Raw genomic sequence first — 13,005 nt, 5'->3', positions numbered from 1 at the left:
ACGCTGATGAGCGAACTGAAATTCGATGGACTGCCCGGAGTGCGCTTCAGCGCTCTGGCCTTCGACGTCGACAGCGGGGAACGGGTGTTCTCCCACAATGAGAACGACGAACTCGACACGGCCAGCATGGGCAAGGTCTTCCTGCTCCACACTGCCTTGCAGATGTCTAAGGACGGCACGCTTGACCTGGAAGAACGCCTGCATCGGCGGCCTTCGGAGAGGGTCGACGAGTCCGGGATCTGGTACCTCATGGAGCAGGACGACCTGAGCATCTTCGACGTCGCCCTGCTCATCGGGGCGTTCAGTGACAATTTCGCCACGAACGTGCTCATCCGCAGGGTCGGGCTGGAGAATGTTGCGGATCAGGTGGAGAAGCTCGGGTACCGGAGCTCCGGTCTGCACGACTTTCTGCGCTGGCCGCGTCCGGCCAAGGCACCGCGGACTCTGTCGACGGGAACGGCCGCGGAGCTCAGTGATTTCATGGCCAGGCATGCCAAGGACGAATTCTGGGATGAGTCGACGAACGAGGTCTTCCGGCGCTGGTTAGGAGCCGGCGCGGACACCTCGATGGTCGCCTCGGCGTTCGATCTCGACCCGCTCGCCCACTACAACTACCAGCGGGACGTGTGGGTGTGGAACAAGACCGGCACGAACGGGACGATCCGGGCCGATGCCGGGATCGTGATGACGCCTACGCGTCGCGTCGCCTATGCGGTGTTCGCGAACTGGGAACCGGGCACCGACCGCGTCGTCGACGTCATGCCGATCATGCGGCAGGCCGGCAACGCGATCCACCGGTTCCTCTGAGCCCGAGCGCGAATCGGCGCGGAGAGCCGTGGGGTAGTCTGGTGGGCGATGTCCGATACGATCTACCTCACAGGCGAAGCGAAGGCTCCGTCGAACAACCCGATCACCAACCAGTTCGGTCTGTTCTACGTGGCTTTCGAGATCCAGCCGGACACCCACCGAATCCTCGATGTGGACTGCACGGCGACGTTGGCTCTGACCCGGAACTTCATTCGGAGCCTGTTCGTCGATGTCGACATCACGGACCCTGGTCGACTGATCGAGCGCATCCAGCGCCGCTACCACGGATCCTCGCAGAAGGCGCTGATCACAGCAGTGAACAACGCCGCGAAGAAGTACCGCGAGGTCACCGCTTAGGCAGCACGTTCGACCACCCCGATTGCCCGGGCCCTCACCGGACCGGATCCGATCGACAACTGCACATTGCTCCATCCCGGAGGCATCCTCGGCGCCGCCCGTGGCTCTGCCGCTGGCTCACCCAGTGCTGCTGCCATCCGCGCCGTGCGGCGCAGCCAGCTGCGGCACCGTCTGCTCTGCCTCTGCCGGGATGGACGTTTTCAATGAGGAAGTGTCGTTAGTGATCACGGACGGTTTTCTATTCATCAGCCTGCTTCTGGCGATCTCCGCAGCGCTCGTCGTCGCGGACCGGAGCGGGCGCTTCAGGCTCTTCAAATATGTGCCCGGCTTCGTCATCCTCTATATCGTGGCGGCGCTGCTCAACACTTTCGGCGTCTTCGACCACGACGGCGGAGACATCACCGCGGTCGGTGACACCCTGCGCGAGGTGATGCTGCCCGCGATGATCCTGCTCATGCTGTTCAAGTGCGATATCCGGCAGATCATCAAGCTCGGGCCCAAACTGCTGCTCACCTTCGCGGTGACCGCGGCAAGCATCATCATCGGCTTCATCATCAGCTACCTCATCCTGCATTCCAGCCTCGACCCGGAAGCGTGGAAGGCCCTCGGCGCTCTCAACGCCTCGTGGACGGGCGGTTCGGCGAACATGGTCGCGGTGCAGGAGGTCCTCCAGGCGCCCGAGAACGTGTTCGGCTATGTCCTCATCGTCGACACGGTGCTCTACTCCTTCTGGCTGCTGCTCGTCTTCTCCTCTGTCACTGTCTCCGACAAGTTCGACAAGTGGACGAAGGCGGATATGTCCAAACTCGACTTCACCGACAGGGTCTCCGCCGAGGAGGAGAAGCCGATGACGCTGTCGTCGATCTTCGGGCTCATCGGTTTCGCACTTCTGGCTTCCGCACTGGCGATCCGCCTCGGCGAACTGCTGCCCGAGGTCGGAGCGGTCATCGACGGCACGGCGTGGACGATCCTCACCGTCAGCGTCCTCGGGCTGGCCATCGGATCGACTCGGTTCGGCAAGACCGCCGGATCCAATGAGCTCGCGACGATCCTGCTCTACCTCATCATCGGCATCATCGCCTCGGGCTCGGACTTCACCTCCCTGGCCGAGGCACCGCTCTACCTGGTGGCGGGCATCATCGTCCTCGTCGTCCACATCGCCATCATGCTCATCTACGCGAAGCTCACCCGCACCGAGCTCTTCAGCATCGCCGTGGCCAGCACCGCGAACATCGGCGGAATCGCCTCGGCGCCGGTCGTTGCGGGAGCCTTCAACCGACAGCTCGTCCCCGTCGGTGTGCTGTTCGCGCTGATGGGCACGTTCCTCGGCACGTTCCTCGGCCTGTGGTCGGCCCAGATCCTGTCCGGGCTGGCATGATGAACGAACCGACCCCACCTCGCCGAGGCGGCCGACCTCCCCATCGCGGACGTGCCGTTCCGCATCCGCCCACCCCTGCACCGACCCAATCCGCCCGACCGGAAGGACCCGACCATGACCGCACCCAACACAGCCTCTGCAGCCGGACCCGACACCGAATCCGCACCAGGCGCAGCATCCGCACCCGCTGTCGACGTCTTCGACGGACACAACGACCTCGCATGGTACCTGCGCGAGGAACGCGACTACAGCGTGGAGGGACTCAACGACCCCGCCGTCTCGCCGTTCACCACGATGGATCAGCTGGCTGCCGGACATGTGGCCGCGCAGTACTGGTCCGTCTACGTCCATTCCTCGATCACCGGAGCCGACGCGATCAAGGCCACATGGGAGCAGATCGACGCGGTCCAGCGCTTCGTCACCGCCTACCCCGAACGCCTCGCCTTCGCCCGCACCGCCGCCGACGTCCGTGCCGCCCGCGCAGCCGGCAAGGTGGCATCCCTCATGGGTGTCGAGGGCGGTCAGCAGATCGACGAATCCCTGGCCGTGCTGCGGTCGTACGCCCGCGCCGGGGCCCGCTATATGACTCTCACCTGGTCGACCACTCATTCCTGGGCCGACTCGGCCACGGACGAACCGGTCCACGGCGGCTTGAGCGCCTTCGGCCGTGAGGTCGTGGCGGAGATGAACCGGATCGGGATGATCCTCGACCTCTCCCACGTCGCGCCCACCGTCATGCACCAGTCGCTGGACGAGAGCACCCTGCCGGTGCTCTTCACCCACTCCTGCGCGTACGGACTCAACCCGCATCCGCGCAACATCCCCGACGATGTCCTCGACCGCGTGCCCGACAACGGGGGAGTGGCCATGATGACCTTCGTGCCGTCTTTCGTTTCGAACACCCGCCGCGAATGGGTCGATGCCGGAGAGCAGGGAACCGCCCCCGAGGTGACCGTGGCCCAAGTCGCCGACCACTGCGACTACGTGCGCGAGAGGATCGGGATCGACCACATCGGCCTCGGCGGCGACATCTGCGGAGTCGACGAGCTGCCGACCGGCCTCGGCGACGCCGGCCAGTATCCGAACCTGTTCGCCGAGCTCGCCTCGCGCGGATGGTCGCAGACCGAGCTGCGCAAGATCGGCTTCGACAATGCGATGCGCGTCCTCGACGCGCACGAGGATGCGTACACGGCGTTCCTCGGCTCGGCGGTCGATGCGCCGTCCGCGGCCAACGGCACCCCCGCCTCGGCGAAGGGGAACGGCGGCGGCACCGGCAACGCCGGGCCCGCGGCCAACGGCACGGCCGCCTCGGCGAAGGGGCACGGCGGCGGCACCGGCAACGCCGCGTCCGCAGGCAATGGTTCGGTCGCCTCGGCGGGGGCGGAATCATGACTCGGCTGCTTGTTATCGTCAATGACATCGAATCCCAGCCGGGGCTGCTGACACGGTGGACGATCAGCGAGAACGTCGAATTCGATCTGCGCATCGGCGGGGTCTCACCCCTGCCAGCGCCCTTGGAACTCGATGCCTATGACGGCCTCATCATGCTCGGCGGCGGGTACATGCCCGATGAGACGGATCGTGCCCCGTGGTTGGCCGATGAGGCCGAACTCGTCCGCCGTGCCCTGGCCACGGATCTGCCGCAGTTCGGGATCTGCCTCGGCGGGCAGCTCATCGCCCACGTCATCGGGGGCGATGTGCGGGCTCGGACCGGAGCGCCGGAGAAAGGATACACGCGGATCGACACCACCGCCGAGGCGGCCGCGGACCCGGTGTTCTCCGCGATCCGGCCACGGACCTCGTTCGTCGAAAGCCACGTCGACCGCATCGTCGCCCTCCCCGAGGAGGCGACGCTGCTGGCCAGGAGCGAGGCCTGCGAATTCCAGGCGTTCCGGGTCGGCAGGGCGTGGGGGACCCAGTTCCACCCGGAGTCGACGCGGGCGAACATCGAGCGCTGGGATGCGGAGAAACTGCAGACTTTGGGGTTCGATAAAGATACCCTGTTGGAAGAAGCGATGGAGCTCGGGCCGGAGAGCGAACGTGATTCGAAGGCACTGTTCTCCGCGTTTCTCACGGTGGTTCGGAACTGAAGCTTGTGTGTCAGGCTCGTGTCTGAGGCATACTAGGCGAGGCTCTGACCACAGTCAGGGTTGCCAGGTATGCGGCACAGCCGCCGCATTGGACACGGAGGAATCGTGAGCGACAAAGAACCCACGACGACAATCGGCCCCGGTGACGGACACCAGCCCGAGACCCTCAAGCGGGTCATGGGGCCGAAGCTGCTGCTTCTGTTCATCGTCGGTGACATCCTCGGAACCGGCGTCTATGCTCTGACGGGCAAGGTGGCCGGGCAGGTCGGCGGTGCCGGTTGGGCACCGGTGATCCTCGCCTTCCTCATCGCGCTGATCACCGCATTCTCCTATATGGAACTCGTGACGAAGTATCCGCAGGCCGCAGGTGCAGCGCTCTATACGCACAAGGCGTTCGGAATCCACTTCGTGACGTTCCTCGTCGCCTTCGCCGTCCTCAGCTCCGGAATCACCTCGGCATCGACGGCGTCGAATGTCTTCGCGGCGAACCTCGTGGCCGGCTTCGGTTGGGACGTCTCCGGCACAGGGGTGATGTGGATTGCGCTGGCGTTCCTCACCCTCATCGCGCTCATCAACCTCCGCGGAGTCGGCGAGAGCGTATGGTTCAACGTCGTCCTCACCCTCATCGAGCTGAGCGGTCTGCTGCTGGTCATCGTCGTCGGCTTCTTCGCACTCGGTTCGGGTGACGCCGACTTCTCACGTGTGATGATCTTCGAGACCGAGGGCGACAAGAGCGTCTTCCTCGCGGTCACCGGTGCCACTGCGCTCGCTTTCTTCTCCATGGTCGGCTTCGAGGATTCGGTCAACATGGTCGAGGAGACGAAAGATCCGCGGATCTTCCCGAAGATCATGCTCTCCGGCCTGACGATCACCGGCATCATCTACGTCCTCGTCTCCCTGGTCACCGTCGCAGCCGTGCCCATCGGCGTGCTCACCGAGAGCGAGACGCCGCTGCTCGAGGTCGTCCGCGAGGGTGCTCCGGGCCTGCCGATCGATACGATCTTCCCGTTCATGACGATGTTCGCCGTTGCGAACTCGGCCCTGATCAACATGCTCATGGCCAGCCGTCTGCTCTACGGAATGGCCAAGCAGAACGTGCTCCCGCCCGTGTTCGCCAAGGTCTTGGCCGGCCGCCGCTCGCCGTGGGTGTCGATCATCTTCACGACGCTGATCGCCTTCGCGCTCATCTTCTTCGTGTCCACGATCCTGCCCGAGACGGTGACCGCGTCCCTGGGCGGCACCACCTCGCTGCTGCTGTTGGCAGTGTTCGCCGTCGTCAACGTCGCCGTGCTCATCCTGCGCAAGGACAAGTCCGGCAATGCCGAACACTTCAAGGCACCGACGATTCTGCCGTGGATCGGCGTCATCACCTGCGTGTTCCTCGTCGGTCCGTGGGCCCGTCTCGATGAGCTCATCCAGTATCAGATCGCGGCGGCGCTCGTCGGCATCGGTGTCGTCCTGTGGGCCGTGACCTGGTTCTGGAACCGTTCGACGAAGGGCACGAGCACCCGATTCCGCAATCCCGAAGAGCTGTCGTGAGCTCATCCCCTCGCCGAGGCGGTGCGGCCGGGGCCGCCCGCCGACCCATGTCCGTATCGCTCGATATGCTGGGACGGTGGGTTCCCGGCCTGCGCGCTCGGTTCTGTACAGCTCAATCCAACGAAGGTGAAAAATGACAGTACTCGTCGGTTACGTCAACAATCCCGCCGGACACGCTGCTCTCGATGCCGGCATCGCGCAGGCGAAGAAGGACGGCAAGGAGCTCGTCGTCGTCAATGCGTCACGGTCGGCGCAGCGCAGCGACTCCTACCGCCTCGGCGAGGGGGAGCTCAAATCGGTCAACAACTACCTGACCAGAGCGGACGTCGAGTTTCGCGTGCTGACCTTGGGCAGCGAATACGACCCGGCCGAACAGATCCTCGACACCGCCAACGAGGTGGGAGCCGAACTGATCGTGCTCGGAACCCGGAAGCGCACCCCGGTCGGAAAATTCCTGCTCGGGTCGACGATTCAGAAGGTCATCCTCGACGCCGAGGCCCCGGTGCTGTGCGTCAAAGCCGCGCACTGAGGTCTTGACCGCGGCGGCGTGACCCGCGGCGGCGTGGCCCGCGGCTACGGGTCATGCTGTGCATGCGTGACGTCTGCGTGGCCAGCGGAAGTAGGCCGCGCCGCAATAGCGTGCATGTCTCAGCCGAGCCGCTCCATGATGAGATCGGCGTTGACATGAGCGCCGGCCATCACCCCGCTGGCTGTGCTGGCCACGACCATCGCAGACACGTCTGCGCTGTTGCCGACCGCCCAGACGCCGGGCACATCGGTCTGTCCGGCCATCTGCGTCGGAATATAGGTGCCCATCCCGCTCGGGTGAGCGACGACCTCGCCTCCGAGCTGGGCGAACAGGTCGGCATTTGCTCGACCATACGCGCCGACGGTGAGCGCATCGAAGGTAAGCGATTCCGCTCCGTCCGCGGATTCGGCGGCCGCCAGTGAAACGACGGTGTCGGACTCGGTGCGGGCCACCTCGGTGACGGTGGAATCGATGAACTCGATGCCGAGCGTATCGAGCATTGCCGTCTGTTCGGAATCAGGGGCGGGAGCGTTGTGCCGGATGAAGCTGACGTGGTCGCTGAGCTGGGAGAACAGCATCGCCTGGTGGTATGACATGGCCGTTGTGCCGATGACCCCGATGCGCTGCCCGCGCACCTCGAAGCCGTGGCAGTAGGGGCAGTGCAGGACGGTGTCGCCCCAGCCTTCCGCGAGACCTGGGATGTCCGGAAGTTCGTCGCTCAAACCGGTGGCGATGATGATGCGTCGGGCCTTGACATCGACCCCCGCCGAGGTGGTCAGTTCGAACCGATAATGCGGGGCCTCCTCGGCAGGGTGGGGTTCCGAATCGATCGTGCGTGCTTGCTGCACAGTCGCCTCGATGAAGGCAACACCGTATTCCTCGGCCTCGGCGCGGCCTTTCGCCACGAGATCCTGGGGCCTGATGCCTTCGTGGCCGAGGACGTTGTGCGCGTGTGCGCTTGAGGAATTGCGCAGCTGGCCTGCGTCGATGACGACGACGGATCGCAGAGACCTGGCCAGGGCGATCGATGCGGCGAGGCCGCCTGCCCCACCGCCGATGACGGCGACATCGAAGGAATCCTGCGCGGATTCGGCAGATGGGTCATGGGCAGTTGGTTGGTAGTTCGCTGATGGGGCGGGGGTAGTCATGATTCTCCTGTGGGCGGGTAAGTGGTCGGAACGTGGGTGGTGCTGTGATGGCACGCCGGTGCTGGACTGGCAGGAACCTCGGTGCCAGCCGTGCTCCGATTTCGGTGACTGTTCGAGTGTGCTCCCGATGTGCGCGGAGACGCAAATGGGTTTGCGGAAATAGCAAATTCTGTCATGCTGAGGGCATGGAAGAGCCAAGAGAGTCAGGAGAGCGTGCCGCTCATGCGACGGGTCGGATGTCGGAGATCCTCTCCGATGGGTCCGCCCCGGTCGAGGCGCAGGAGGCCATCAGGCAGTCCTTGGCCGGTGTCGGCGCTCGCCTGCGAGGGCTGCGGCAGGAGCAGGGGCGCACCCTCGACGAGGTGGCTGAGCTTGCCGGAATGTCGACGAGCACACTGTCGCGCCTGGAATCCGGGAAGCGCAAGCCGAGTTTGGAGCTGCTGCTGCCGCTGGCTGGGGTCTATGGGCTCCCGCTCGATGAGCTTGTGGGGACTCCGCCGATCGGGGATCCGCGCATTCATATCTCGCCGCGGAAGTTCCATGATCAGACGATCCTGCCGCTCAGCCGCGGAGCGATCGGAGTGCAGGCCTTCAAGCACATCGTCGACGGTCGGCAGACACCGAAGCTCGGTGCGCTGAAGACTCACCCAGGATTCGAATGGGTCTATGTGATCCGCGGCCGACTCACCCTTATCCTCGGTGATCGGACGATGGTTCTCAGTGCCGGAGAGGCTGCGGAGTTCGATACGCGCACTCCGCACTGGTTCGGGGGAGCCGATGACGGCGGGGTCGAGTATCTCAGCCTGTTCGGGCCCGAAGGACAGCGCGTTCATATGAAGAGCTGAGTGGAGCTGTGGGGCGGCGCAGGCGCTCGTGGATGCGACGGGGCGTCGGTTGCGCGCGCTTGATTGTGGCGGGATGCCTGCGTGACTGTGGCGCGATGTGAGTTCTGCTCGCGTGTCTGTGGCAGGGCCCTGGTCCTGCGTGATCGCGTCAGTGGCGAGAAGTAGTCTTGATCCACTTGGTCGACACCGAAGGTGAGAGGCCCTTCTGATAGTCGTCGCCGGCGATCATTGTCAAACACCGCACTCCGAGTGAAATCTCTATTTGACCAGCACAAATAGTATAAAATAGTACCTCAGGGAAAATATCTCAAATAAATAGTACAGAACTATCGACTCTGTTCTATTGTTGGATTAGAATAGAGCCAAGCCGAAGACATCAACGATGATGAACGGATAAAGAGAAGATGGCTCTCATCCCCGACCGAAGGTACGACGAGCACGATGATCGCGAAGCAGGAAAGGCTTCGCAGGCACCACCCCCTCAGGGTTCACCGCCCAGTGGCCTCTCTCCAACTGCAGGCGGCTCTTCTGCCCGGTCTGCCGACAGTGACTCCTCCAGGTCGACCTACCGGGAGCTGCTCGCTGAGGCCGGATTCGATCTGACCGGCCATCCTCTCGCCGACAGATTCGACGGGATCGCCGACAACCTGGCCGACGGCGAGGCGGTCGCCGACCAAGTTGGTGACGGACAGGATGACGCCGTCGAAGATGGCAGCGCTGCAGTCGTCGACGGAGTCGTAACCGCGGAAGACAGCAGTCAAGCAACTGCTATCGAGGCTGACGCATCGGCGCCTGCTCTTCCGGGCGGCGATATCAACGCCGGGCAGGGGCCCTGGTCGAGCAGGACGACGATGCCGGAGACCGAGGCAGAGGTCCAGGCATGCATCAAAGAGATCGAAGCACGCCAAAGCGCGTGGATGAAGGCAAAGCGCGAAGAACGTGAGGCACAGAGAGCTGCGGAGCGTGAGGAGTTCCTGAAGAAGAACCCGCAGGCCCGCGCAGAGGACGAAGAGCTCGCGCGTGAAAGAGCGGAGTGGAACGCCCACGTTGAGCGGTACGAGTCGAAGAAGCGAGCGCAGGAAGAAGCTGAACGTATCGCTGAGGCAGAACGCGCGGAGCGACACAAGGCACTCGCCGAACGCTATGACTCCGAAGCTGACGCGCATCCCCTGCTCGACGAGTTTCGCTGGTCAGACTTGAAGCACGCAGCCCCAGAAGTCACAGAAAGCATCTGCGCTCTGCAGGGTCTGCTCGACGGGCTCCACGACTTCACCCGCCCCATGGGGCCCGATGATGCGGTGACTCTTCTCGACGGTCTTGAGACCTTGAACCGTCTGACAGAGTCCCTGTCGGTTGTGACCCTCTCCGTGTTCGAACGTGTCGGCACGCCCCGCGACTACGGCGCGAAGACGACGAAGGCGCTGGTCCAGCATCGCCTCAACCTGTCTGCACAAGAGGCCTACCGCCGCACCCAGCTCGCTGAGTGCCTGGGAAAGCGGACCAGCATGAGCGGGGAATCGATCGAGGCGCAGTTTCCGATTCTCGCAGCGGCCCTTCGTGAAGGAGTGCTCTCGGCAAACCAGGCGTCGACGATCTCCAAATGCTTGAAGAACCTGCCTGTGAACGTATCGGAGGACGACAAGATCAAGGCTGAAAGTCTGCTTGTCGAAAAGGCTCAGGCGGTTCGCGTCTGCGATATCCATGCACTCTTCGAAGAGATCCTGGGCTGGATCGATCCCGACGGCCAGGAACCGAAAGAAGCGGCAGACCGGGACAGCTTCGCTGTCAACCTGCGCCAGGCGAAGGACGGAACGTGGACCCTCAAAGGTCGCCTCGACGAGGAGACCGGTGGGATCCTCAACGGCTTGCTGACTTCGCGCATCAAAACCGATTCTCAGTCGGACGAGGACAGGTGCGCGAATGCGGCCGGAATCGATGCCGCTCCCGCGGATGGCGAACGCCCGATCGACGGAGCGAGCGCCACCGACGACGCCCGCCCCGCAGCCGAAAGCGGCAGTGACAGTGTGAGCGACCTCGACCAGGAAGTCGTCGACGCCTATACGGAGGTTCTGCGCGGCGACCGCTCGGACTGTCTCGACCCCTCGCTCGACTTCACCCCGCCGCAGGTCGGCGCGAACGGTGAGATCCCGCAGGGAGCCGGGGTGAGGCAGGACGGCTCACTGGTGACGATGGCCGCTGAGCAGCCGAGTGTCCGGCGTCGCATCTACGAGCGCTTCTCCAGCGTCATCGGAAGCATCGAAATGAACCGCATCAAGGCCGGAGCCGCCTACGCACTGGTCGTCACAGCCAAGGCAGAAGACCTGGCGAACCGGACCGGCAAGGCCGTCACGGGGGCAGAAGCGCCGTTTCCGATCGATTCCGCTGCACTGGAAGGACTGAACGGATCGGTCTTCTTCCACCTCATGGGCGACAAGGCGAAATCGTTGGCACTGGCGACAGAACGACGGTTGGCCACAGAGAAACAGCTGGCAATTCTCGCCAGCCGTGACCAGGGATGCACGTTCCCCGGATGCGACACTCCTCCCGGCTGGTGCGAAGCGCACCACATCGTCCCATGGGCGCAGAACGGCAAGACCGACGTCAACAATCTCACTTTGGCCTGTTCAGCGCATCACCACCTGCTTGACTACACCGATTGGGACTGCAGAATGCTCGTTGACGGTCGGCCCGCGTGGGTGCCACCGGCGACCATCGACCCAGTACAAGAACCGGTGCTCCACGCACGGTTCATCGCGCGGGAAATCGGAGAGACTCTCTTCGGCTGACAAGCACTTAGGTTCGGCCGACAAACACCCCGGCAATGTGACTGCTTTTCGCAGGACACACGCCGTGACCGATGGTGCGGTTCATCGGCGGCATGAACAGCGGGAAACGGAATGTTCTTCTCACATGCACTGTTGCCTCGGTATGAAGCTTTCGATCCTTGACCTCGTCCCTGTCCGTACAGGACAGACGACTGCAGACTCCTTCGCCGCCTCAAAGCAGATCATCGACACGGCTGACACGCTCGGATTCACCCGCTATTGGGTCGCCGAGCATCACAACATGCCCTCGATCGCATCGACGATGCCTGGGCCCGAACTCATGCACCTCGGCCACGGAACACAGCAGATCCGCCTCGGTTCCGGTGGAGTCATGCTCCCCAACCACGCCCCGCTGGCGGTCGCAGAGCTGTTCGCTCTGCTCTCCGCTGTCTACGGCGACCGCATCGATCTGGGAATCGGTCGCGCACCGGGGACGGACCCGATCACCTCGGCGGCAATGCGGGGCCACCTCGGTGAAGGACGGATGGTCGACCGTGAAGGACGGGCAATCGATCCCGTCGAACAGTTCCCCCAGCACGTGATCGACACGCTCAGCCTCATACGGCCCGAGGGGATGCGAGTCCCGCTTCACGGCGGACGCGAACACGTGCTCAAGGCGACTCCAGCGGCAGTCCCGGGAACGCAACCGCTGCCGTGGCTGCTCGGTTCATCCGGTTACTCGGCCAGGCTGGCAGCTGAACTCGGCATGCCCTATGTCTTCGCCAATCACTTCGCATCGGGTGCCACCACCGGAATGAAGATCTACCGCGACAACTTCACACCCGGCGCCTATGGTGACAAACCACAGACCTTCGTCACGGCCAACGTCGTCGCCGCGCCCACCGAGGAAGAAGCGCGGCTGCGCTCGGAGCCGTTCATGCTGCAGATGGCCAGAATGCGCACCGGCGGACCGATGGAGAAGCTGCACCTGGCCGGCGATGACGTGCGATCGGTGATGACCGACCAAGAGCGCATGGTCGGCGAAGAGCTCTCCGGCAACTGGATCATCGGCGACACGAAATCCGTGTCCTCGCAGCTCGAGGAACTCGCCGAGCGCTTCGAAGTCGACGAGATCATGATCCAACCGATCGCCGGCGCCATGGAAGGCGAAGACGTGCGCGAAGACCCGGGACGGACTCAGACGATCGACCTGCTTGCCGCGGAATTCCTCGGCTCTGCCGGTGCTTCCGGCGTCGCTGATGCAGGCACTGATATGTGACACCTGACTGGAGACTGCCCCCGGAGCCGGTCGGGGCCGATATCGGCCACCGGCACCGGGCCGAAGTCTCAGCTCAGCATCGATTCGGGCAAGTGGACTTCAATCCACGACCAGTCCGCGTTATCCTGTCACAGTGTCATTAAAGCTGACAGTCGTGTGACAGCCGGTAGAATCGACACCGTGCAGAACCTCGTCTACGGCGAGACCGCTCCTTGCGGAGAGGTCGAAACGGAGGCGAATACTGTACGCCGAATGCGCTCGCGCACCT

At 63.8% G+C, this 13,005-nt stretch carries 11 protein-coding genes; 10 read left to right on the top strand and 1 reads right to left on the bottom strand.

Translation table 11 applies throughout. The features are described 5' to 3' along the window. Nucleotides 1–6 precede the first annotated feature (6 nt). The 7 genes from AC3CD9_RS12395 (at nt 7) to AC3CD9_RS12365 (ending at nt 6,700) form a co-directional block, all read left to right on the top strand. The gene (locus AC3CD9_RS12395) at nt 7–807 is read left to right on the top strand and encodes a serine hydrolase (protein WP_488364141.1); all 801 of its coding nucleotides are present in this window, start codon (nt 7–9) and stop codon (nt 805–807) included. 48 nt (nt 808–855) lie between these two features. Then, nucleotides 856–1,164 (top strand): DUF3870 domain-containing protein, encoded by a 309-nt coding sequence (locus AC3CD9_RS12390; RefSeq protein WP_488364140.1) that lies wholly within the window; start codon nt 856–858, stop codon nt 1,162–1,164. 220 nt (nt 1,165–1,384) lie between these two features. After that, nucleotides 1,385–2,542: a DUF819 family protein gene (locus AC3CD9_RS12385; protein ID WP_488367547.1), complete on the top strand. Its 1,158-nt coding sequence runs from the start codon at nt 1,385–1,387 to the stop codon at nt 2,540–2,542. 114 nt (nt 2,543–2,656) lie between these two features. Beyond that, complete coding sequence (locus AC3CD9_RS12380; RefSeq protein WP_488364139.1) at nt 2,657–3,934, top strand: dipeptidase; 1,278 nt, start codon at nt 2,657–2,659, stop codon at nt 3,932–3,934. Beyond that, nucleotides 3,931–4,632 carry a type 1 glutamine amidotransferase gene (locus AC3CD9_RS12375; protein ID WP_488364137.1) on the top strand — a complete coding sequence of 234 codons (702 nt, stop codon included), beginning with the start codon at nt 3,931–3,933 and terminating at the stop codon, nt 4,630–4,632. Before AC3CD9_RS12380 ends, AC3CD9_RS12375 begins: the two co-directional genes overlap by 4 nt. Nucleotides 4,633–4,737: 105 nt before the next feature. Continuing rightward, nucleotides 4,738–6,171, top strand: a complete 1,434-nt coding sequence (locus tag AC3CD9_RS12370) for an APC family permease (RefSeq protein ID WP_488364136.1) — start codon at nt 4,738–4,740, stop codon at nt 6,169–6,171. Between the two features lie 133 nt (nt 6,172–6,304). Beyond that, nucleotides 6,305–6,700: a universal stress protein gene (locus AC3CD9_RS12365; protein WP_101543775.1), complete on the top strand. Its 396-nt coding sequence runs from the start codon at nt 6,305–6,307 to the stop codon at nt 6,698–6,700. A 119-nt stretch (nt 6,701–6,819) separates the two neighbouring features. Here the strand turns inward: AC3CD9_RS12365 and AC3CD9_RS12360 are convergent, their stop codons facing one another. Further along, a complete protein-coding gene (locus tag AC3CD9_RS12360; protein ID WP_488364134.1) occupies nt 6,820–7,848 on the bottom strand; it encodes an NAD(P)/FAD-dependent oxidoreductase in 1,029 nt (342 codons plus the stop codon). A gap of 185 nt (nt 7,849–8,033) precedes the next feature. On the opposite strand from AC3CD9_RS12360, the gene AC3CD9_RS12355 reads away from it, so the two are divergent. From AC3CD9_RS12355 to AC3CD9_RS12345, 3 genes are all read left to right on the top strand, one after another. Next, a complete protein-coding gene (locus tag AC3CD9_RS12355; RefSeq protein ID WP_229663978.1) occupies nt 8,034–8,693 on the top strand; it encodes a helix-turn-helix domain-containing protein in 660 nt (219 codons plus the stop codon). A 404-nt stretch (nt 8,694–9,097) separates the two neighbouring features. Then, complete coding sequence (locus tag AC3CD9_RS12350; RefSeq protein WP_488364133.1) at nt 9,098–11,479, top strand: HNH endonuclease signature motif containing protein; 2,382 nt, start codon at nt 9,098–9,100, stop codon at nt 11,477–11,479. A gap of 142 nt (nt 11,480–11,621) precedes the next feature. Then, entirely contained in the window at nt 11,622–12,737 is a 1,116-nt protein-coding gene (locus AC3CD9_RS12345) for an LLM class flavin-dependent oxidoreductase (protein WP_488364132.1), read from the top strand. Nucleotides 12,738–13,005 lie beyond the last annotated feature (268 nt).

It is taken from the genome of Brevibacterium sp. MGP-B1, from assembly GCF_057766545.1.
This window is presented reverse-complemented; position numbering and strand designations above follow the sequence as displayed.

Excerpts from the sequence above, each read along its gene's own strand:
- AC3CD9_RS12395 (WP_488364141.1), top strand. The coding sequence starts at position 7 with ATGAGCGAACTGAAATTCGATGGACTGCCCGGAGTGCGCTTCAGCGCT.
- AC3CD9_RS12390 (WP_488364140.1), top strand. The coding sequence starts at position 856 with ATGTCCGATACGATCTACCTCACAGGCGAAGCGAAGGCTCCGTCGAAC.
- AC3CD9_RS12380 (WP_488364139.1), top strand. The coding sequence starts at position 2,657 with ATGACCGCACCCAACACAGCCTCTGCAGCCGGACCCGACACCGAATCC.
- AC3CD9_RS12375 (WP_488364137.1), top strand. The coding sequence starts at position 3,931 with ATGACTCGGCTGCTTGTTATCGTCAATGACATCGAATCCCAGCCGGGG.
- AC3CD9_RS12365 (WP_101543775.1), top strand. The coding sequence starts at position 6,305 with ATGACAGTACTCGTCGGTTACGTCAACAATCCCGCCGGACACGCTGCT.
- AC3CD9_RS12360 (WP_488364134.1), bottom strand. The coding sequence starts at position 7,848 with ATGACTACCCCCGCCCCATCAGCGAACTACCAACCAACTGCCCATGAC.
- AC3CD9_RS12355 (WP_229663978.1), top strand. The coding sequence starts at position 8,034 with ATGGAAGAGCCAAGAGAGTCAGGAGAGCGTGCCGCTCATGCGACGGGT.
- AC3CD9_RS12350 (WP_488364133.1), top strand. The coding sequence starts at position 9,098 with ATGGCTCTCATCCCCGACCGAAGGTACGACGAGCACGATGATCGCGAA.
- AC3CD9_RS12345 (WP_488364132.1), top strand. The coding sequence starts at position 11,622 with ATGAAGCTTTCGATCCTTGACCTCGTCCCTGTCCGTACAGGACAGACG.